A 20,486-nucleotide genomic window follows, 5' to 3' on the forward strand; every position below is an offset into this window, starting at 1 on the left:
GACGCGATCAGCGCGCGATCGTGTTTGTCCGGACGTTAAGCCCGTGTCAACGGCGCTACTGGGCCGCTGCCGTGTTCAAGCCAGGCCTGGAACATCAGGACGCCCCAGAGATGGGTGTGCCATTTGCGCTCGCCGGCCTGGAACGCATTCCACAGCGCGCGCACCGGCGCCGGATCGAAGTGCCCTTCCTCGCGCAGCCGGCGTTCGTCGAGCTGGGCCTCGCTCCACTCGCGCAGCGGGCCCCGCAGCCAGTCGCCCACCGGGGCGCCGAAGCCCGACTTCGGGCGCTGCACCAGCTCGTCCGGCAGATAGCGGCCCAGCAGTCGCCTGGGGAGGTGCTTGAGCCGGCCGTCGCGCCATTTCATGTCCAGCGGCAGCGACCAGGCGAATTCGGCCACCCGCCAGTCCAGCAGCGGCGCGCGCGCCTCCAGCGACACGGCCATGCTCGCGCGGTCGACCTTGGTGAGGACGTCCTCGGGCAGGTAGCAGGCGAAGTCGAGCGCCATCAGCGCGTCGCCCGGGGTGCCGTTGCGGGGCAGGGCCGCGGGGTCGTCATAGGCTGTGGCCAGGCGGCGCGAACCCGGCACCACGGCTTCTGGATTGCGCCAGCGCTGCACGCGCTGGCGCGCGGTGTCCTGCACGCCGGTGGCCGCCAGCGCGGCGCGCAGCGCCGCCACGCCGCCCAGGCGGGCGGCCTCGCCGCGATCATCGCCAAGCAGGGCGCGCAGCGGCGCGGGGATCCGCGCGGCCATGCGCTGGTTGCGCAGCGCGCGCGCGTAGCGGCCGTAGCCGAAGAACAGTTCGTCGCCGCCATCGCCGGACAGCGCGACGGTGACGTGGCGGCGGGTCAGGCCGCACAGCAGTGCCGTCGGCAGCTGCGAGGAATCGGCGAAGGGTTCATCGAACACCCGCGGCATCGACGGCACCAGGTCGAGCGCGGCGCGGCCGTCCACGTGCAGCGCGGTGTGCTCGGTGCCGAGGTGGCTGGCGACGGCCGCGGCATGCGCGCTTTCGTCGTGGACGGCGTTATCGAACCCGATCGAGAAGGTGCGCACCGGGCGCATCGACTGTGCCTGCATCAGCGAGGTGACAAGCGCCGAGTCGGTACCGCCGGAGAGGAACGCCCCCAGCGGCACGTCGGCCTCCATGCGCAGCGCCGTCGCGTCGCGCAGCAGGGCGTCCAGGGCGTCGGTCGCGGCGGCTTCGTCGCCGTCGAAGCCACGGCTTATCGCGGCTTCCTGGCGCTCGCGGGCGTTCCACCAGGCCTGCTGGTCGCGTGCCGGATCGTGGCCGGCGGCGCCGGCCCGGAGGCGCGCGCCGTCGATGCGCAGCAGGCGGCCGGCGGCGAGCTTGTGCACGCCGCGCAGGATCGCGTGCGGCGCCGGGATGTAGTCGAAGCGCAACAGCAGCGCCAGCGCGTCGGGATCGACCTCGGCGGACAGCGCCGGGTGGGCGCGCAGCGCGGCCAGCTCGCTGCCGAAGACGAGGCTGCCGTCGCCCGACCAGCCGTAATACAAGGGCTTCTTGCCGACGCGGTCGCGCGCCAGCCACAGCTCGCGCGCCTGCGTGTCCCAGGCCGCGAAGGCGAACATGCCGTTGGTACGCGCCATCGCCGCCTCCACGCCCCAGCGGGCGATCGCTTCCAGCAGCACCTCGGTGTCGGAATGGCCGCGGAAGCCGACACCAAGCGCCGCCAGTTCGGCACGCAGAGCAGCGTGGTCATAGACCTCGCCGTTATAGGACAGCTGCCAGCGGCCGTCGGCCGAGGCCATCGGCTGGTGTCCCCCGGGGCCCAGGTCGATGATCGAAAGGCGGCGATGCGACAGCACCAGTCCTGCCAGCGGGTCAACCCACGTCCCGGCGTCGTCGGGGCCGCGATGTGCGATGGCGGCTCCCATGGCCGTGCCCAGCGCCTGGAGCACGCCGGGGTCCTCCGGACGGGGCGCCCAAGCGCCTGCGATTCCGCACATCGTTCTTCGCCTCAGTCGTGTGGTGCGTCGGGGCGCGGCGGTGTCGCCACCGGCTGCCCGGTCTGCAGCAGCCACAGCATGATCGTTTTCTGGCGGACGTAGTTGGCCCGCACATAGGCGTAGACCAGGCCATGCCAGCCGTCCAGGAAGCCGCCGCGCAGCACGTAGCCGCGCAGGAAGCGCCACCCCGGCGATAGCACCAGCCTTGCCAGCGACGCGCGCTTGCCGCGGGCGAAATCGTGTTCGGCCATCATCCGCGCATAGCGGCCGGTCTTGGCGAGCTGCTGCTCCAGCGACCGGTAGGGATAGTGGATGAGGTCGCCGGCCAGGGTATGGACCCGGCCGTCGACGCTGGCCGCCTCGTGCACCTCGCGGGTGCCGCGCCAGCCGCCGCGGCGGCGGTCGAACATCCGCAGCACGCGGTCCGGGTAGGCGTTGCCATGGCGCAGGAACCGGCCAAAGTAGTTGTCCAGGCGCGCGAAGCGATAGCCGACGGCGTCGCCATGGCCAGCGGCGCGCGCGGCCTGGATCGATCCGCGCAGCTCGTCGCCCACGCGCTCGTCCGCGTCCAGGCACAGCACCCAGTCATGGCTGGCCTGTTCGACCGCGAACGCCTTCTGGCTGCGGAAACCATCGAAGCGGCGCTGCAGCACGCGCGCGCCGGCCGCGCGGGCGATGTCGGCGGTGGCGTCGGTGGAAAACGAGTCCACGACCACGATCTCGTCGCAGAATGCGAGCGACGCGAGGCAGTCGCCGATCCGGTCGGCTTCGTTGAACGCGATAATGCAGGCCGTAACGGCAGGGTCTTGGCTCGAGGAGGTGTTGATGGCGGACTACCTGTTGTTCGCGACCGAGCGCTACGGGCTGCCCATCCTGCAGCCGCTGGCCGATGCCCTGCAAGGTGCCGGGCACGCAGTGCATGCCTGGCTGGTGGATGGCGCCGCGGAATCGCGCCTGCCGGCGCCGGTGCACATGGTCGGCAGCGCGCGCGACGCGGTGCGCCTGCGTCCGCGCGCGGTGTTCAGCGCCGCCAACTGGGTCCCCCCGTTCCTGGCCGGCGCCAAGGTACAGCTGTTCCACGGCTTCAACGTCGAGAAGCGCGACGATGCCCGCGGCCATTTCCGGCTGCGCGGCCTGTTCGACCTGTACTGCACCCAGGGGCCGGCCACGACCGTGCCCTTCCAGGCGCTGGCGGAGCGGGCAGGCCATTTCAGGGTGGTCGAAACCGGCTGGCCCAAGCTCGACCCGCTGTTCACGCCGGAGGATCCGCTGGCGGCGCAGCTGCGGGCGCAATCCGGCGGACGCGGGATCGTGATGTTCGCCTCCACCTTCACCGAGCGCCTGAGCGCCGCGCCGCACCTCTACGAAGCGATCGCAGCGCAGGTCGCCTCGGGCGAGCGGTACTGGCTGCTGACCCTGCATCCGAAGTGCCCGCCCGGGCTGGTCGAGCGCTATCGCGCCCTGGCGGGCGCCAACGCCGCCTTCGTCGAGACCGAGCAGCTGGTCAGCGCCGAACGCGCGGCCGACGTGTTGTTGGCCGACACCACCTCGGTGGTCAGCGAGTTCGTGGTCCAGCGCAAGCCGGTGGTGACCTTCCGCAACCGCGCGCCGAAGCCGCACATGCTCGACTTCGACGACCCGGCGGCGCTGCCTGCGCTGCTTGCGCGGGCCTTCGCGCCCACGCCGGAGCTGCAGGACGCGCTGGCGGCCTATGCGGACCGGATCCACCCGTTCAGGGACGGCCGCTCGTCGCAGCGTGTCATCGCGGCGACCGATGCAGTGCTGGCTGGCACCATGGGGCGTTTGCGCAGGCGCCCGCTTACCGCCGCGTACCGCGGCTTGCAGATTCGCAGGGAGCTCGGGTACTGGGGGCCGGCAGCGCGTTGAGCTCGCACTCCCGTCGGCATCGGCTGGGCGTTGCCGCCCGACATTGCAATCGGACTGTCACCCGGGCGTATGTTCGACGCCACCAAGCTCTGTGATGATGTTGCAATGAATCGTGCGATCGCCGCGAGCGTCATCTTCACCACCTACAACCAGCCGGACTGGCTGGAGAAGGTGCTGTTCGGCTTCGCAGCCCAGGATCGCGCCGATTTCGAAGTGCTGGTCGCCGACGACGGCAGCGACGATCGCACCCGCGAACGCGTGCTGGCGCTGCGCCCGCTGTTGCCGATGCCGGTGCGCCACCTCTGGCAGCCTGACGACGGCTTCCGCAAGTGCGAGGCGCTGAACATGGCCATCGCCGCGGCGCGCTCGGACTACCTGTTGTTCACCGATGGTGACTGCATCCCGCGCGCGGACTTTGTGTCCACGCACCTGCGGGAACGCGCGCCGGGTCGCTTCCTTTCAGGTGGTTACCACAAGCTTCCGATGACGACGAGCCACGCGATCACCGCCGACGACATCCGCGACCAGCGCTGCTTCGATGCGCGCTGGCTGCATGCCCGGGGCATGCCGCGCACGCTTCGCGACCGCAAGCTCACTGCCGGCCCGACCGCCGCGCGCCTGCTCGACGCGGTCAGCACCGCGCGCGCGAGCTGGAACGGTCACAACGCTTCGGGCTGGACCCTGGACGTGCTGTCGGTGAATGGCTTCGACCAGCGCATGCGTTACGGCGGCGAGGATCGCGAGTTCGGCGAGCGGCTCGAAAACGCCGGTATCCGCGGCAAGCGCATCCGCCACCGGGCGATCGCCGTCCACCTCGAACACCCGCGTGGCTACGTGACCCCGGAGGGCATCGCCTTCAACCGCGCACTGCGTGCGGAGACCCGGCGCCACGGGCGGGCGTGGACCGATTTCGGGATCCGGCCGGGTCCGGCCATGGCCCCGGCCGACTCCGCGCGGCCTGCCGCGCTTCCGCTGTCGGCCGTCACCAGCGCAATGGAAGTCGTGACAGCTCTGCCGCAAGCCGGCCGTGCAGAGCACGGGCCTCGACCTCCGGCATGAAGCGCAGGCGCAGCAGGGTCGTGGGCCGGGCGCCGGCGGTGTCGAGCGACAGCGTCGCCATGCCGAACCAGCGGTCCAGCGGGGACTGCTCCAGGCGCAGGGCCTGCAGCTTGTCGATCTCGGCGAAGCGCCACTGTCGCGACCACCAGCCCCAGCGCGCGGCCACCATGCGCGCGTCGAGCGCGTAGCCCGCGCGCTGCGCGTTCTGGCGCGCCGCGTGGACGGCCCACGGCGCCCAGGCCAGGGCCAGCAGGCCCACTGGTCCGAAATACCAGCAGGCGCCCACGGCCCCCATCCCGGCAAGCATCAGTCCGGGCAGCGCCAGCCGCTGCCATGCGCGTGGGTGCACGCGCCTCCATCCCGCAGGTGGCCAGGCGGGAGCGCCCGCGAGCACCTCGCGCACCAGCGCGTCGCAGGCCTCCGGGGTGGCGATCGGGGCCAGTTCGCGCAGGCCGCGCTGTTCGCCGCCCTCACCGGCGCTGGCGACGGTGTCGACGTGCAGCGAACGACGCCGCAACAGGCGGTGGAGCAGGCCCTCGCGCAGGGACCAGGACTGGATGCGCCGCCGCGGGGCGCTGGTGCGCAGGCGGGTGAGCAGGCCGCGCTCGACGGTCAGGCGCCGGCCCTGGAGCAGCAGCCGGAAGCCGTGGTACTGGAGCAGCGCGAGTGCCACCGAAAGCACGCGCAACAGGGCAAGCGCCACGAGTATCACAAGGGCCACCGCCGCCGCACGCGCCAGCATGCCGTCGGCGAAGCCGCTGGCGTAGCCGAACACCCTGTCCGCGGCGTCGCGGACCACGCTCGCGAGCATGTGGTCGGGCAGCACCTGCCAGGACACCGCGAAGGCGCCGGCGACCACCACCATGCCGCGGTTGCTGACCAGCCCCAGGCGCACGAGTTCGGCGCCCTGGAGCGAGAGCAGCAGCCAGCCGTCGCCGTGGCCGGCCGCACCTTCGCCTGCAGGCGCATCGGGATCGGCATCCGCGGCGACCGCACCGTGGGTGCGGATCAGCCGTTCCAGCGCCAGCGCATCCTCCATGCGCAGTACGCGCATCTCGGCCTCGGGCTTGTTTCCGCCCGCTGATTCCAGCCGCACCTCGGCGACCCCGAACACGCGGTGCAGCAGCGTCTGGTGCAGCGCCACGTTGTGGATCCGCGCGAACGGGATTTGCCGGACCTGCCGCTCCAGCAAGCCTTCGCGCACGACCAGGCGGTCGCCATCGACACGGTAGCGGTAGGTGAAGTAGCGCCAGACCGAGGCGGCCGCGAGCACCGCCACGCCGGCCAGGGGCCAGAGCGCATAGCGATCGCCGCGGCCGAGGAACACCAGCACCAGCAGCGGCACGATGAACTGGCGCAACTGCTGCAGCAGCACGAACAGCCAGGACCAGGGGTGCAGGCGGCGTTCGTCGCCATTCGCCGGCGCGTGGGGTTCAGGCGTTGCCGGCATCGTCCTCGTCCACCTGCTGCGCCAGCAGGTCGCGCAGCCTTGCGGCATCGTCGGCATCAAGGCCGGCCACCGCGACCGCGCTGTCGCGGGTGCCGGCGGTGTGGACCACCAGGGTGGCAAGCCGGAAGCGCCGCTCCAGCGGCCCGTGCTTGAGGTCGACGTGTTGCACGCGCGTTCGCGGAACGCGGGTCTCGACCTGCCACATGCGTCCGCGGCGATAGCCGAGGCCGGTGTTGTCGAGCAGCCAGCGCGTGTGGCGATAGCGCCGGGCAGCCAGCCACAGGCCCCAGGCCGGGAGCAGCAGCAGGCTTGCCAGCGCGACCGCGAACGCCGGCAGCGGCTTGGGCAACAGCAGTCCGATCGGTACCAGGCTGGCCAGCGCCAGGCCGCCCCAGCCGGCGCCGTGGGCGAGCAGGAAAAGGGTGCGCGCGCGCGGCGGCAGCGGCTGCCAGCCGTTGCGGGCCGGGACCGCTGCGGCGTCGCCGGGCGGTGCCGGCACGAAGGGTTCGCTCATCGCCGGCGTTCCAGGTCGCGATAGGGATTGGGTTCGTTGCTGCCGGGCGGGCGCAGCTTGTAGCGCTTGTAGGTCCACTGGTACTGCGCCGGCGCGCGCCGCGCCATGTGTTCGACGCCGGCGTTGAGCGCGGCGACCGATGCCGTGGTGTCACGGTCATGGATGCCCGCCGGTGCCGGGTCGATGCGCAGCGCATAGGCCAGGTCGCGGCCTTCCAGGCGCTCGCAGCAGGCGAACAGCACGGTCGCACCGCTGCGTTCGGCCAGGCGCGAGAGCAGGGTCATCGTCAGCGCCTCCATGCCGAAGAAGGGCGCAAACGCGCCGTCGCCGGCCTTGGGCTGCTGGTCGGGCAGGATCCCGACCACGCCGCCATCCTTGAGCGTCTTGTACAGCTGGCGGATGCCCGGGCCCTCGGCGCGGACCTGGGTGATGCGGCCGGCGTCGGTGTCGGCGCGCACGCGGCGCAGGAAGGCCTCGCCGATCGCCGACTCCGGCGGCTTGTACAGGATTGCCAGCGGCGTGCGCGCGGCCAGCCACTGGTTGAGCAGCTCCCAGTTGCCGTGGTGCGGCGCGGCCACGATCACCCCGCGGCCGGCGGCCATCGCGGCATCGAACAGCGCCTCGCCGTGCGACTCGCGGATCAGCGACAGGTTTTCCGCGTGCGGCCGGGTCCACAGGCGCAGGGTTTCGATCATCTGCCGGCCGGTGGTGCGCATCACGTCGTGGTGCAGCCGTTCGCGCTCGGCGGCAGCGAGGGCGGGCATCGCCAGCTCCAGGTTGCGCAGCGCCACCACGCTCTCGCGCGTACGCAGCGTGCGCGCCAGCCAGCCCAGCGCGTCGCCCAGCGCGCGTTGCGCGCCCCAGGGCAAACGCCCGATGGCGGAAGCGGCGGCGTGCAGCAGGCTTGCGGGCAGCTCGGTCATCGCTAGAGTCTATCCGTCGGACCCGCCATCACGAGGATGCCCATCGATGCTCCTGCTCCTGCAACGCGTGACACGGGCCAGCGTCGAGGTGGACGGCGAAGAGGTCGGTGCCATCGGCCCGGGCCTGCTGGTGCTGGCGGGGATCGAGCCCGGAGACGGCGCAGTGCAGATCGCGAAGATGGCGCCGCGCCTGCTCGCCTATCGGGTCTTCGGCGACGAGGCCGGGCGCATGAACCGTTCGTTGGCAGATACCTGCGGCGGGCTGCTCCTGGTCAGCCAGTTCACCCTGGTCGCCGACACCCGCTCCGGGCTCAGGCCGGGCTTCAGCACCGCCGCCGCGCCGGCCGAAGCTGAACCGACGTTCAGCGCCCTGGTGGGGGAATGCCGCCGACTTCATGCCGGGGGGGTGGAAAGTGGCCGCTTCGGGGCCCATATGACGGTAAGCCTGGTCAATGACGGGCCAACCACCTTCCTGCTGCGGTCATGAGCCCTCGCGCGGAATGGTATAATTACGGGTTCCCCTTTTCTACGGTGCGCGCCACATGGCGATCGAGCGTCCAGCCCCGCAGTCCGACATCAAGATCCTGATCTCCAAGGGTCTCGAGCAGGGCTACCTCACCTATGCCGAAGTCAACGACCACCTGCCCGACGATCTCGTCGACGCGGAGCAGCTCGAAGACATCATCGGCATGATCAACAGCATGGGCATCCAGGTGCATGAAACCACCCCGGATGCCGAGACGCTGTTGCTGGCCGGCGAGTCCAGCGGTGGCCGCGAGGTCGATGACACCGCCGCCGAGGAGGCAGCCGCCACGCTGACCGCACTCGACGGAGAAGGCGGCCGCACCACGGACCCGGTGCGCATGTACATGCGCGAGATGGGCACGGTCGAGCTGCTGACCCGCGAAGGCGAGATCGCGATCGCCAAGCGCATCGAGGAAGGCCTGAACCAGATGGCCGCCGCCCTGGCGACCTTCCCGGGCACGATCGCGCACCTGCTCGGCGACTACGAACTGCACAAGGCCGGCAAGAAGCGCCTGCCCGAAATCGTGGTCGGCTTCACCGACGGCCTCGACGATCCCGTGCCGCCGCCTGCAGCGCCGCCGGCCCCCGCGACGCCGGCCGCCAACAACGACGCCACGGATGCCAAGGCCTCCGATGACGACGCCGATGCGGACGAGGAAGACGAGAAGGACGACACCGCTGCCGAGGAGACCGGTCCCACCGGCCCCGACCCGGCCGAGGTCGCCCGCCGCATGGAGGAGATGGCCGCCAACTACGCCAAGTTCGAAAAGGCCGTGGCCAAGGGTGGCCCGACCGCCAAGGCGGCGATCAAGCTCCGCGAGGAAATGGCCGAAACCTTCACCAGCCTCAAGCTGCCGCTGCCGCTGACCGATGTCCTGGTCCGCGAGCTGCGCGACGTGGTCGGCGAGATCAAGGACCACGAACGCCGCATCCTCGACCTGTCGACGCGCGTCGCCCGGATGCCGCGCAAGGACTTCATCCGTGCGTGGGACGGCAACCAGACCAACCTCGAGTGGGTCGACGAGCTGCTCAAGCGCAAGCAGAAGTGGGCCAGCGGCCTGCGTGACGTCAAGGACCAGATCGTCGCCGGCCAGGAAGCGACCATCGCCATCGAGAAGGGCATGATGGTGACGCTGGCCGACCTGCGCGAGATCAACCGCACCATGGCCATCGGCGAAGCCAAGGCGCGCAAGGCCAAGAAGGAAATGGTCGAGGCCAACCTGCGCCTGGTGATCTCGATCGCCAAGAAGTACACCAACCGCGGCCTGCAGTTCCTGGACCTGATCCAGGAGGGCAACATCGGCCTGATGAAGGCGGTCGACAAGTTCGAATACCGCCGCGGCTACAAGTTCTCGACCTATGCCACCTGGTGGATCCGCCAGGCGATCACCCGCTCGATCGCCGACCAGGCGCGCACCATTCGCATCCCGGTGCACATGATCGAGACGATCAACAAGCTCAACCGCATTTCCCGCCAGATGCTCCAGCAGTTCGGCCGCGAGGCCACGCCGGAGGAGCTCGCCAAGGAAATGGAAATGCCCGAGGACAAGATCCGCAAGGTGATGAAAATCGCCAAGGAGCCGATCTCGATGGAGACTCCGATCGGCGACGACGAGGACTCCCACCTGGGCGACTTCATCGAGGACACCAACGTGGAGTCCCCGATCGACGCGACCACCAACACCAACCTCTCCGAGACCGTGCACGACGTGCTGGCCGGCCTCACCCCGAGGGAGGCCAAGGTGCTGCGCATGCGCTTCGGCATCGACATGAACACCGACCACACCCTCGAGGAAGTCGGCAAGCAGTTCGACGTCACCCGCGAGCGCATCCGCCAGATCGAGGCCAAGGCGTTGCGCAAGCTGCGCCACCCGAGCCGTTCGGAGCAACTGCGGAGCTTCCTCGACATCGAGTGAGCACCCACGCAAGGTGATCCAGGAAAAGCCCCGCCATTGGCGGGGCTTTTTCGTTGGCGCGAATATGAATGGCACCGCCGACACCGGGTCGCCTTCGCATGATCGCTACACCGGGGCATGCAATGTGACCGCCACGGCGCACCACGGCGCCCGAACAGGAGACCTCAATGAATTCCACTGCCAAGACCCTTCTCGCCCTCGGCTTCGCCACCGCCCTCGCGGCCTGCAGCAACACCGACCAGGCCGCCAACTCCGCCCAGGAAGCCGCCGAGTCGGCGACCGAGGCGCAGCAAGCCGCGCAGCACGCGTCGGCGACCGGTGACATGGCCGCCACGCAGTCGGCCCAGGCCGCCGCCGACGCCGCCGATGCCGCCGCGGATGCATCCGCCCACATCGCCGGCCAGGTCGACACCGGTGACGAGATGACCCGTCGCGAAGACCTTGCGGACGCTGCCGAGAAGGCCGCCGACGCCGCCGAGCAGGCGCAGGACGCGGCCGAGGAAGCCAATGCGGCGGCCGATGGCGAGAACAACACCGACGGCATGTAAGCCGCCACAGCAACGAACCTTGCGACGGGTTCCGTCGCGGGATCGTGTCGCGCAGTCGCGGCCAGTCCTCGTCGTCTGGTCGCGCCTGCGCGATTCTCGTTTTGCGGCGCGCAGCGCCGGCCTACAATTGGCGCTGCGGGCCTATAGCTCAATGGTCAGAGCAGAGGACTCATAATCCTTTGGTTCCAGGTTCGAGTCCTGGTGGGCCCACCAACCAGCTGCACCGTACGCACGCGCATCGAAATTCCCGCCGCCGCCGCGGCCGGATTGCTGACCGGGATCAGGTGCGCCGCCGCCTGCGTGGTGCACAATGTCGGTCTTTCCGGCGCCTGCGCCGCACTGATCCGGGAGTCCCATGACGCGACCTTCTTCCATCGACCGTGAGCAACTGCTGGCCTGTGGCCGCGGTGAAATGTTCGGCGAAGGCAATGCCCGCCTGCCGGCCCCGCCGATGTTGATGATGGATCGCATCACCCACATCGCAAGCGAGGGCGGTGCCTACGGCAAGGGCGTGATCGTCGCCGAGCTCGACATCGACCCGTCCATGTGGTTTTTCGAATGCCACTTCCTCGGCGACCCGGTGATGCCCGGCTGCCTGGGCCTTGACGCGATGTTCCAGCTTGCCGGTTTCTACTTGCCCTGGCTGGGCGAACCCGGCCGCGGCCGGGCACTGGGCTGCGGCGAACTCAAGTTCTCCGGCCAGGTGCTGCCGACCGCGAAGCGCGTGCGCTACGAGATCGACATCAAACGCGTGATGCGCGGCAAGGTGCCGCTGGTGATCGCCGACGGCCGAACCTTCGTCGACGACAAGGAAATCTACGTCGTCCGCAGCATGCGGGTAGGCCTGTTCAAGGATCTGGAGGACAACTGATGCGCCGCGTAGTCGTGACAGGCATGGGCATCGTGTCCTGCCTTGGCAACAAGCTTGATGACGTCTCGCGCGCGCTGCGCGAGGGACGCAGTGGAATCACCGCGGCGCCGGAGTACGCAGAGCTGGGCCTGCGCAGCCAGGTCGCGGGCATGCCGGTGATCGACCTCGACGCCGAGATCGACCGCAAGCGCAAGCGCTTCATGGGCGATGCCGCGGCGTACGCCTGGGTGGCGATGCGCGATGCGCTCGCGCACGCCGGGCTGTCGGCCGAGCAGGTCAGCAACCCGCGCGTGGGCGTGATCGCCGGCTCCGGCGGCGGCTCGGCCGAGTGGCAGGTCGCCACCGCGGACCTGCTGCGCGCCAAGGGCGTGCGCAAGGTCGGTCCGTACATGGTGCCGCGCACGATGTGCTCGACGGTGTCGGCAACGTTGGCCACCGCGTTCGGCATCCTCGGCCTGAGCTATTCGATCTCGGCCGCCTGCGCCACCTCGGCGCACTGCATCGGCGCCGGCGCGGACCTGATCCGCCACGGTGCCCAGGACGTGGTCATCGCCGGCGGCGGCGAGGAAGAGCATTGGGCGATGAGCGTCATGTTCGACGCCATGGGCGCGCTCTCGTCCGGCTACAACGACACGCCCGCGGTGGCCTCGCGCCCCTATGACGCAGGCCGCGACGGCTTTGTCATCGCCGGTGGCGGCGGCATGCTGGTGCTGGAGGAGTACGAGCACGCGAAGGCGCGCGGCGCCACCATCCATGCCGAGCTTGTCGGCTACGGCGTGACCTCCGACGGCGCCGACATGGTCGCGCCCAGTGGCGAAGGCGCAGTGCGCTGCATGCAGAACGCGTTGGCCACGGTGCACGCGCCGGTGGACTACCTCAACACCCACGGCACCTCGACGCCGCTTGGCGACATCGTCGAGCTCGAGGCGGTGCGCGCAGCCTTCGGCGAGCGGATGCCGCCGCTGTCCTCGACCAAGGCGCTGACCGGGCACTCGCTCGGCGCGGCCAGCGTGCACGAGGCGATCTACAGCCTGCTGATGATGCGCGACGGCTTCATCGCCGGCTCCGCGCATATCGATACGCTCGATCCGCGCGCGGAAGGCTTCCCCATCGTGCGTGAAAGCCGCGATGCGAAGCTGGACACGGTGATGTCGAACAGCTTCGGCTTCGGCGGCACCAACGGCAGCCTGGTGTTCGCGCGGGTCTGACCGCCCAACCCGGGCCACCCCGCACCTTCCAGTAGGAGCAGCTACAGCTGCGACCGGCACTCGCTGCTTTCTGGTCGCAGCTGTAGCTGCTCCTACCGGTTTCCGGTGCTCCTGTGGCTTCCTCCGCGCCGGCACGCGCCGTCCGGGATCCATCGTTCCATGGCCGCGCACCCGCGACGGGTGCCGGCGACGTAGATTGGATGCATACGTCACTGGAACCATTCGGACCCCTTCATGAGCACACTTTTCGATCGCTGTGACCTCGGCGCCCTGGCGCTGCGCAACCGCATCGTCATGGCCCCCATGACCCGCTCCCGCGCCGTCAGCACCGTGCCCGACGCGCTCACCGCGACCTATTACGCGCAGCGCGCCGGCGCCGGCCTGATCGTTACCGAGGGCGCGCAGGTCTCGGAGCAGGCGCGCGGCTATCTGTTCACGCCCGGCCTGCATACCAGGGCCCAGGTCGCCGGCTGGAAGGCGGTGACCGCCGCGGTGCACGCCGAGGGCGGCGCCGTGTTCGCGCAGCTCTGGCACGTGGGGCGCCTGTCGCACGTGTCGCTGCAGCCCGGCGAACGCGCGCCGGTGGGGGCCGTGGCGAAGGCCGCCGAAGGCGTGCAGGCCTTCGGCTATCGCGAGGACGGCACGCCGGGACAGATGCCGGCGAGCACCCCGCGCGCGCTGGCCGCGGGCGAACTCCCGGGCATCACCGCGCACTTCGTCGCCGCGGCGCGCAACGCGATCGAAGCCGGCTTCGACGGCATCGAGATCCACGGTGCCAACGGCTACCTGTTCGAGCAGTTCATCAACGGCGGGCTCAACACGCGCGACGACGCCTACGGCGGCAGCGACATCGCCAACCGCCTGCGCTTCGTGCTCGAAACCGTCGACGCGGTCGTGGCCGCCATCGGCAGCCGGCGCGTCGGCATCCGGCTGTCGCCCTTCAACCGCATCTTTGACATGCCGGCCTTTGATGGCGAGGCCGACACCTGGCTGGCGCTGGCCCGCGAGCTGGCCACGCGCAACCTGGCATACGTGCACCTCAGCAACCGCGAGGCGATCGTGGCCGCGGCCGGCGAACGCTTTCTCACCACGTTCCGCGAGGCGTATGCCGGTGGCACGCTGATCCTGGCGGGCAACTACACGCGCGAAAGCGCTGCGGCAGACGTGGCGGGCGGACTTGCCGACCTGGTCGCCTTCGGCCGCCCGTTCATCGCCAACCCCGACCTGGTGGAGCGCCTGCGCAACGACTGGCCGCTGGCCGAGGGCGACAGCTCCACGTTCTATGGCGGCGGGGAGGAGGGCTATATCGACTATCCGGCGTACCGCGTCGAGCCTGAAACCGAGGCCGAGCCGACCTGAAGCCGGGGTGGGGTGCGCCGGTCGCCCACTCGCGTGGATGCGTCCGGCGCCCTCGGGCAGCTGCGCGGCTTCAGGGCTCGCGCCGCGGCCGTCTCTCGCATGCTGCAGGCACCCTCGGCAGCGCGTAGGCTGGATGTCGACATGAACGTTCCCGAAGGCGCGTGGAAGCCGCGACTGTCCTGATCCATGTGCAAGGCGATCCGCTGTCGGCGGCGCAGGTCCACCGGAGGTTTCCCATGATCGAACTCATCATCAAGCAGCGCACGCGTGATCTTGGCGCCTTCGAAGTCGGCCGCGTACTGCCGTTCGCGAAGCGTCGGATGGTCGGCCCCTATATCTTTTTCGATCGCATGGGTCCCAAGCTGATGGAGCCGGGCCTGTCGCGCGAGGCCGATGTCCGCCCGCATCCGCATATCGGCCTGTCGACGATCACCTACCTGTTCGACGGCGAGATCATGCATCGCGACAGCCTGGGTTCCGAGCAGTCGATCCGGCCGGGCGAAGTCAACTGGATGACCTCGGGCCGCGGCATCACCCACTCCGAGCGTTTCGAGGAACTGCGTGCCAATGGCGGTCCCATGGACGGCATCCAGGCCTGGGTCGCGCTGCCGGACGAGCGCGAGGAAGTCGATCCCGGCTTCTGGCACTACGGCAGCAATGCGCTGCCGGTGTTCGAAGGCGACGGCATCGTCGGCCGCCTCATCGCGGGGCGGCTGGCGGGCATCGAATCGCCGGTGAAGACCGATTCGCCGCAGTTCTACGTGCATTGGCAGCTGCGAGCGGGTTCGCGCGCGTCGTTGCCGGCGGAGTACAGCGAGCGTGCGGTGTATGTCGTGCGAGGTGATGTCGAAGTGGCCGGCCAGCGCGTCGAGGCCGGGAGCATGGCGCTTCTGACGCCAGGCAAGGCGGCGACGATCGCGGCGCTCAGCGATGCGGTGGTCATGGCGCTGGGCGGCGAGCCCGTGGGGCCGCGCTACATCGACTGGAACTTCGTCTCATCGTCGAAGGAGCGCATCGAGCAGGCACGCGCGGACTGGGCCGCAGGCCGGATGAAGCTGCCGGACATGGACAACGGCGAGTTCATCCCGCTGCCGCCGAAAGTCGGCCGGATGGTGGAGCCGGAGCCGATGTCCTGAGTCGCGCGCGAAGGTCGGGTTCGACATGCCGACCCTTCGATAATCCGCGACCTTGGCATCCCGATCCGCCGGCAATCCGGGACTGTAGGAGCAGTCATGGCTGCGATGCTTTTCAGCGAAGGCGATCGCAGCTATAGCTGCTCCCACAGTATTCGTCGTGCGTCGTGCGCCGTGCGCGGTTGGTTGTGCGCCGTTCGCCGTCGGTCGTTGATGGGTTGCAGTTGCAGTTGCGGTTGGCGGTTGGCGGTTCGCGCGCTCAGCGCGCGGGGGTGAAGGTCACCTTGGTGGAAATCGCGACGTCGTCGGGGATGATCGACACGTCGCCCCAATCACCGGCGCCGACGCCGAAGTCCAGGCGCTTGACCGTGGCATTGCCGACCAGAACCGGCTGCTGGCCCGGGGTCCAGGTGATCGCCAGCGCCACCGGCTTCTTTACTCCGCGCAGCTCCAGCGTGCCGTCGGCGACGTAGCGGTTGTCGCCCAGGCTGCGGAAGCCGGTTGCCATGTAGCGAGCGGTGGCGAACTTGGCGATGTTGAAGAAGTCGCCGGTCTTGAGCGTGCCGTCGCGGTCGTCGTTCTTGGTGTCCGCAGTGGCCAGCGGGATGGTGACGTCGAGCTTCGCCTCCTGAGGTGCAGCCGGGTCGAAGCTCAGCGTGGTCCTGAAGTCGGGGAACAGGCCGACGAAGGTCTCGCCCTGGTATTCGCTGGCGAAGCTCAGCGCGCCGGAGGACTGGACGTAGTCGGCGGCGGTGGCCGGTGCGGCGGCCGCGGTGATCGCGGCGGCGAGGGTGAGGGGCAGGAGGCGGTTGCGAAGGCTGCGGGTGTTCATGTCAGTGCTCCGAAGTCGGGTCGGGGGCGTCGGCGCGGCGCAGCGAGGGCAGCATGCGCCGCAGGGTGTCGTCGCCCTGGAAAATGTGGTGGTAGAACGCGGCGCCGGCATGCGCCAGCACCAGCAGGATCAGCAGCCAGAAGCCGTATTCGTGCACCTGGATCGCGGTTGCGGCCAGGTCTTCGCTGCGTCCGGCGATCGACGGCAGGTTGAACTGCTTGAACCACTGCAGCGGATAGCCGGAGGCCGAGTTGAAGACCCAGCCGCTCAGCGGGATCGCGAACAGCAGCACGTACAGGGCGATGTGGGTGACGCTCGCGATGCGCTCCTGCCAGGCCGGAGTGCCCGGCACCGGCTTCGGTGCACCGGCGAACAGCCGCCAGGCCATGCGCACTGCCACCAACGCCAGCAGCGTCAGGCCCAGCGACTTGTGCAGCGCGTAGGTGTTGATCTTCGCAGGCGTCGGCGGCAGGTCGACCATGGTCAGGCCCAGCCAGGCCATCCAGCCGACCAGGAGCACGATCGCCCAGTGCAGCAACATGCTGACAGGACCCCAACGGTGTTCGGAATTTCGGATTTGCACGGTTGCTGTCCCTTATTGGAGTCGTGGCAGGTCGAAGACCAGGATCTCGGCATTGTCGCCGCTGGCGATCTCGACGTGCGGCTCGTCGGCGTACAGCAGCGCGTCGCCGGCGGAAACGGCGTGGCCGTTGACCATCGCCGCGCCGCGCACGACGTGCATGTAGGCCAGGCGCCCGGGGGCGATGTCGAGCGTGGCCGCCTCGTCGCCGTCGAACAGGCCTGCGTACATGCGCGCGTCCTGGTAAATGGTGACCGATCCCTCGCTGCCGTCGCGGCTGGCGACCAGGCGCAGGCGGCCGCGCTTGTCGGCGTCGGTCCACGCTTTCTGCTCGTAGCTGGGCGTGATGCCCTGGGCCTCGGGGATGATCCAGATCTGCAGGAAGTGCGTCAGGCCTTCCTGGTCGTGGTTGTACTCGGAGTGGGTGATGCCGCTGCCCGCGCTCAGGCGCTGCACTTCACCGGGCACGATGGCCGCGCTGTTGCCCATCGAATCCCTGTGCGCCAGCGCGCCGTCGATCACGTAGCTGATGATCTCCATGTCGCGGTGGCTGTGGGTGCCGAAGCCCTGGCCGGCCTGTACGCGATCCTCGTTGATCACGCGCAACGGACCCCAGTGCACGTGCTCGGGATCGTTGTAACCTGCGAAGGAGAAGCTGTGCCAGGACTCGAGCCAGCCGTGCCGGGCGTGGCCGCGTTCATTTGCGGGACGGTAGGTGATCATGATGCGGACTCCGTTGCGAGCGACTCTGCGCGCTGGAGGAGTAGTGTGATTGGCATCATTTGTAGAATAAACACCGCGCGGCACCAATCATTGTTCTATTTTAGCGGTCAATTGGCGCCCAGGTCGACTGCCGCAGATTAAACCGGTTGCTGTTCTATATTTGCGATCAGTCGTTGCAATATTGTTAAACAAAACGATAATTCAGAACGATAGACTGTCGGCCTCGGTTGATGACCTGTGTACCGCGGTCCTCTCGAGCCCGCCACCATCCGCGAAGCACTACCTCATCCAGGAGTCCGTCATGTCCAGCCGCATCCCTAGCACCATCCTCGGCCTTGCCCTCGCCGCCGCGTCGGCCTACGCCTTTGCCGCCCCGGTGACCTACACCATCGACGCCAGCCACACCGACGTCGTTGCGCAGTGGAACCACCTCGGCTTCTCCAACCCGATCGCCCATTTCGGCCAGGTCGAAGGCACCATCACCTATGACGCCGACAATGTCGCCGCCTCCAGCGTCGAGGTCATCCTGCCGCTGGCCGGCCTGTCCTCGCACGTGAAGGCCTTCGACGAGCACCTGCTGAGCGATGACTTCTTCGACGCCGCCAAGTATCCGCAGGCGACCTTCAAGAGCACCGCCGTGGAATCCGCGGGCGAAGGCAAGCTCAAGATCACCGGTGACCTGACCATCAAGGACATCACCAAGCCGGTGGTACTCGACGCCACCATCAACAAAGTGGCCAACCATCCGATGACCAGCCAGCCGGCCGCCGGCTTCGACGCCGTGGCCACGCTCAAGCGCACCGACTTCGGCCTGGGCATGAACGCGCCCTACGTCAGCGACGAGGTGCAGCTGCGCATCACCACCGAAGCCGCGGTGCCCAAGCAGGGCGAGTAAGCGCAGCGTCCGCGCGCCGGGTCCGTCCCGGCCGCGGCCCCCACCTGCGCGAAGACCGGGAAGGAATCAGCCCTTCGCGTCGAGCTGCGAGGGGTCGCGCGCGCAGCCGCGCAGGACGAGCTCGACCGCGGCCAGGCCGTCGCGCTCCAGGTCGATTTCCTCGGGATCCACCAGGTGCATGCGCAGCGCACCGCCGATGATGAAGTGCAGGGTGCGCGCGCAGCTCTCCACGCTCATGTCCTCGCGCAGTTGGCCCAGCGCTTCCGCGCGGCGGAAGGCGGCCTTGATGCGTGACAGGGTCTGGTGCATGCCGGTCTTGCGCAGCGTGGCCAAAGCGTCGTCGGCAGCCGGGATCTCACAGCGCAGTTCGAGCACCTCGAGCGTGGCGCGCACCCGCGGCGTGTGCACCAGGTCGGCGAAGGACTGCCGCAGCAATTCTCGCAGGTCCAGCAGCGGCGTTATGCCGTCGGGGCGCGACACGCGCTCCAGTCCGTGGAAGAAGGGCAGGCTGACGCGGTTGATCATCGCCTCCAGCACTTCGGCCTTGTTCTTGAAGTGCCAGTAGACGGCGCCGCGCGTCACCCCGGCGCGCACCGCGATGGCTTCCAGGCTGGTGCCGGACAGGCCCTTCTCGCGGAAGCAGTCCTCCGCCGCGTCGAGGATGCCCTCGCGCGTGGCCAACGCGTCTTCCTTCGTCCTTCTCGCCATCATTCATTGTTCCATTACGGGCGCGAATTCGCCCTTTGACATACATACATCCATGTATGTATATTACATCACATCACCTGAAACGCCCAGCACCGATGCCGCACCAGCGGGGTCCCGGTCGCTGGGCGTGCCGTTTTCGAATCCCCACAAGGCCTCTCCCCACATGACCACGACCCTCCGCCGTGTCCGCCCCGTGCTTCTCGTCCTTGCCACCGCATTGCTTGCTGCCTGCAGCGGTGGCCAAGAGGGCGCCGAGGCCCCGAAGCCCGCGGTCACCGTCGCCACCCTCGAGGCCCGTCCGGTGACCATCACCCGCGAGCTCCCGGGGCGGACCAACGCATGGCTGGTGGCCGAGGTCCGGCCGCAGGTCAACGGCATCGTGGCCAAGCGCCTGTTCACCGAGGGCAGCCTGGTCGAGGCCGGGGAGCCGCTGTACCAGATCGACGACGCCAGCTATCGCGCCGCGGCCAACAGCGCCCGCGCCCAGCTCAAACGCGCCGAGGCCACCCGCACCGCCGCCCGCCTGACCGCCAGCCGCACCGCCGAACTGGTGAAGGTGTCCGCGGTCAGCAAGCAGGACCACGACAACGCCACCGCTGCGCTCGCGCAGGCCGAGGCCGATGTCGGTGCCGCGCGCGCCGCGCTCGATGCGGCCAACGTGACCCTGGGCTATGCCCGGATCACGTCGCCCATCAGCGGCCGCATCGGCAAATCCAGCGTCACCCAGGGCGCGCTGGTAACCGCGAACCAGCCGGCCGCGCTGGCGACCGTGCAGCAACTCGATCCGATCCATGTCGACCTCACCCAGTCCGCCACCGAGCTCCTGGACCTGCGCCGTTCGCTGGAAGCCGGGCGCCTGGAGAGCACCGAAGGCATGCCGGTGACGATCCTGCTGGAGGACGGCAGCGAGTTCACGCATCCCGGCAGCCTCAAGTTCTCGGAAGTGGCCGTGGACCCCTCCACCGGCAGCTTCTCGCTGCGCGTCGAAGTGCCCAACCCCGACCATGTGCTGATGCCCGGCATGTACGTGCGCGCAAAGCTCGGCGCCGGCGTGCGCCAGAACGCGCTGCTGGTGCCGCAGCAGGGCGTGGCCCGCGATCCGAAGGGCGATACCTCGGCGCTGGTGGTCAATGCCGAGGGCGTGGTCGAGCAGCGTCCGGTGGTGGTCAGCCAGACCATCGGCGACCAGTGGCTGGTCGAGTCCGGCCTGGCCGCCGGCGACCGCGTGGTGGTCGAGGGCCTGCAGAAGATCGCGCCGGGCGCCACGGTCGAAGTGACGGAGGAGGCGCGCGCGCCGCGCCTGCCCGGCGCCGGCAATGCTGACGCCGCGGACACCGCCGCGGCCGACGCCGCCACCGGGCCCGCGCCGGCTGCGCAGGAATAAC

Annotated in this window: 20 protein-coding genes and 1 tRNA gene; 12 read left to right on the top strand and 9 right to left on the bottom strand. The window is 69.4% G+C overall.

The annotated features are described in order from the left end of the window. Positions 1 to 35: 35 nt before the first annotated feature. Both asnB and ACW7G5_RS10980 read right to left on the bottom strand, forming a co-directional pair. Complete coding sequence (gene asnB, locus ACW7G5_RS10975) at positions 36 to 1,970, bottom strand: asparagine synthase (glutamine-hydrolyzing) (RefSeq protein ID WP_457004456.1); 1,935 nt, start codon at positions 1,968 to 1,970, stop codon at positions 36 to 38. Between the two features lie 11 nt (positions 1,971 to 1,981). Continuing rightward, positions 1,982 to 2,797: a glycosyltransferase family 2 protein gene (locus ACW7G5_RS10980; RefSeq protein ID WP_457004748.1), complete on the bottom strand. Its 816-nt coding sequence runs from the start codon at positions 2,795 to 2,797 to the stop codon at positions 1,982 to 1,984. Here ACW7G5_RS10980 and ACW7G5_RS10985 point away from each other — a divergent pair. Together ACW7G5_RS10985 and ACW7G5_RS10990 are read left to right on the top strand one after the other, a co-directional pair. Next, positions 2,793 to 3,857: a CDP-glycerol glycerophosphotransferase family protein gene (locus tag ACW7G5_RS10985; RefSeq protein WP_457004750.1), complete on the top strand. Its 1,065-nt coding sequence runs from the start codon at positions 2,793 to 2,795 to the stop codon at positions 3,855 to 3,857. The two genes, ACW7G5_RS10980 and ACW7G5_RS10985, sit on opposite strands and share 5 nt — an antisense overlap. Before the next feature lie 105 nt (positions 3,858 to 3,962). Beyond that, entirely contained in the window at positions 3,963 to 4,916 is a 954-nt protein-coding gene (locus tag ACW7G5_RS10990) for a glycosyltransferase family 2 protein (RefSeq protein WP_457004458.1), read from the top strand. Here the strand turns inward: ACW7G5_RS10990 and ACW7G5_RS10995 are convergent. From ACW7G5_RS10995 to ACW7G5_RS11005, 3 genes are read right to left on the bottom strand one after another with little or no spacing between them, the layout of a single operon-like run. Beyond that, positions 4,840 to 6,366 (bottom strand): PH domain-containing protein, encoded by a 1,527-nt coding sequence (locus ACW7G5_RS10995; protein ID WP_457004460.1) that lies wholly within the window; start codon positions 6,364 to 6,366, stop codon positions 4,840 to 4,842. The two genes, ACW7G5_RS10990 and ACW7G5_RS10995, sit on opposite strands and share 77 nt — an antisense overlap. Beyond that, complete coding sequence (locus ACW7G5_RS11000; protein WP_457004462.1) at positions 6,350 to 6,880, bottom strand: PH domain-containing protein; 531 nt, start codon at positions 6,878 to 6,880, stop codon at positions 6,350 to 6,352. The genes ACW7G5_RS10995 and ACW7G5_RS11000 overlap by 17 nt, the downstream gene beginning before the upstream one ends. Further along, on the bottom strand, positions 6,877 to 7,803 hold the full coding sequence (locus tag ACW7G5_RS11005; RefSeq protein WP_457004464.1) for a lauroyl acyltransferase: 927 nt from the start codon (positions 7,801 to 7,803) through the stop codon (positions 6,877 to 6,879). The genes ACW7G5_RS11000 and ACW7G5_RS11005 overlap by 4 nt, the downstream gene beginning before the upstream one ends. Before the next feature lie 46 nt (positions 7,804 to 7,849). Here ACW7G5_RS11005 and dtd point away from each other — a divergent pair, with 46 nt between their 5' ends. The 8 genes from dtd to ACW7G5_RS11045 all read left to right on the top strand — a co-directional run bounded on the left by dtd (position 7,850) and on the right by ACW7G5_RS11045 (position 15,366). Further along, positions 7,850 to 8,290 carry a D-aminoacyl-tRNA deacylase gene (gene dtd / locus ACW7G5_RS11010; RefSeq protein WP_457004466.1) on the top strand — a complete coding sequence of 147 codons (441 nt, stop codon included), beginning with the start codon at positions 7,850 to 7,852 and terminating at the stop codon, positions 8,288 to 8,290. A 55-nt stretch (positions 8,291 to 8,345) separates the two neighbouring features. Next, the gene (gene rpoD, locus ACW7G5_RS11015; RefSeq protein WP_457004468.1) at positions 8,346 to 10,244 is read left to right on the top strand and encodes an RNA polymerase sigma factor RpoD; all 1,899 of its coding nucleotides are present in this window, start codon (positions 8,346 to 8,348) and stop codon (positions 10,242 to 10,244) included. Positions 10,245 to 10,411: 167 nt separating this feature from the next. Continuing rightward, positions 10,412 to 10,792: a hypothetical protein gene (locus ACW7G5_RS11020; RefSeq protein WP_457004470.1), complete on the top strand. Its 381-nt coding sequence runs from the start codon at positions 10,412 to 10,414 to the stop codon at positions 10,790 to 10,792. A gap of 137 nt (positions 10,793 to 10,929) precedes the next feature. Continuing rightward, positions 10,930 to 11,005, top strand: a tRNA-Ile gene (locus tag ACW7G5_RS11025). 142 nt (positions 11,006 to 11,147) lie between these two features. Further along, the gene (fabA, locus tag ACW7G5_RS11030) at positions 11,148 to 11,663 is read left to right on the top strand and encodes a bifunctional 3-hydroxydecanoyl-ACP dehydratase/trans-2-decenoyl-ACP isomerase (RefSeq protein WP_457004471.1); all 516 of its coding nucleotides are present in this window, start codon (positions 11,148 to 11,150) and stop codon (positions 11,661 to 11,663) included. Further along, a complete protein-coding gene (gene fabB, locus ACW7G5_RS11035; RefSeq protein ID WP_457004473.1) occupies positions 11,663 to 12,871 on the top strand; it encodes a beta-ketoacyl-ACP synthase I in 1,209 nt (402 codons plus the stop codon). The genes fabA and fabB overlap by 1 nt, the downstream gene beginning before the upstream one ends. Before the next feature lie 234 nt (positions 12,872 to 13,105). After that, a complete protein-coding gene (locus ACW7G5_RS11040; RefSeq protein ID WP_457004474.1) occupies positions 13,106 to 14,230 on the top strand; it encodes an alkene reductase in 1,125 nt (374 codons plus the stop codon). Positions 14,231 to 14,466: 236 nt separating this feature from the next. Then, positions 14,467 to 15,366, top strand: coding sequence for a pirin family protein (locus tag ACW7G5_RS11045; protein ID WP_457004476.1), 900 nt, complete (start codon positions 14,467 to 14,469; stop codon positions 15,364 to 15,366). 256 nt (positions 15,367 to 15,622) lie between these two features. Here ACW7G5_RS11045 and ACW7G5_RS11050 read toward each other — a convergent pair whose 3' ends face one another. The 3 genes from ACW7G5_RS11050 to ACW7G5_RS11060 are packed head-to-tail and all read right to left on the bottom strand — an operon-like array spanning position 15,623 to position 17,498. After that, a complete protein-coding gene (locus ACW7G5_RS11050; RefSeq protein ID WP_457004477.1) occupies positions 15,623 to 16,195 on the bottom strand; it encodes a YceI family protein in 573 nt (190 codons plus the stop codon). A 1-nt stretch (position 16,196) separates the two neighbouring features. Then, positions 16,197 to 16,778, bottom strand: a complete 582-nt coding sequence (locus tag ACW7G5_RS11055) for a cytochrome b (RefSeq protein ID WP_457004478.1) — start codon at positions 16,776 to 16,778, stop codon at positions 16,197 to 16,199. 12 nt (positions 16,779 to 16,790) lie between these two features. After that, positions 16,791 to 17,498, bottom strand: coding sequence for a pirin family protein (locus tag ACW7G5_RS11060; RefSeq protein WP_457004480.1), 708 nt, complete (start codon positions 17,496 to 17,498; stop codon positions 16,791 to 16,793). Between the two features lie 301 nt (positions 17,499 to 17,799). Here ACW7G5_RS11060 and ACW7G5_RS11065 point away from each other — a divergent pair, with 301 nt between their 5' ends. Beyond that, on the top strand, positions 17,800 to 18,393 hold the full coding sequence (locus ACW7G5_RS11065; RefSeq protein WP_457004482.1) for a YceI family protein: 594 nt from the start codon (positions 17,800 to 17,802) through the stop codon (positions 18,391 to 18,393). A gap of 66 nt (positions 18,394 to 18,459) precedes the next feature. Here the strand turns inward: ACW7G5_RS11065 and ACW7G5_RS11070 are convergent, their stop codons facing one another. After that, positions 18,460 to 19,104 carry a TetR family transcriptional regulator gene (locus ACW7G5_RS11070; RefSeq protein ID WP_457004483.1) on the bottom strand — a complete coding sequence of 215 codons (645 nt, stop codon included), beginning with the start codon at positions 19,102 to 19,104 and terminating at the stop codon, positions 18,460 to 18,462. A 160-nt stretch (positions 19,105 to 19,264) separates the two neighbouring features. Between ACW7G5_RS11070 and ACW7G5_RS11075 the strand changes: the two genes are divergently transcribed. After that, positions 19,265 to 20,485 (top strand): efflux RND transporter periplasmic adaptor subunit, encoded by a 1,221-nt coding sequence (locus tag ACW7G5_RS11075; RefSeq protein ID WP_457004485.1) that lies wholly within the window; start codon positions 19,265 to 19,267, stop codon positions 20,483 to 20,485. Position 20,486: the final 1 nt, after the last annotated feature.

The sequence above is a fragment of the Luteimonas sp. A501 genome, assembly GCF_054052085.1.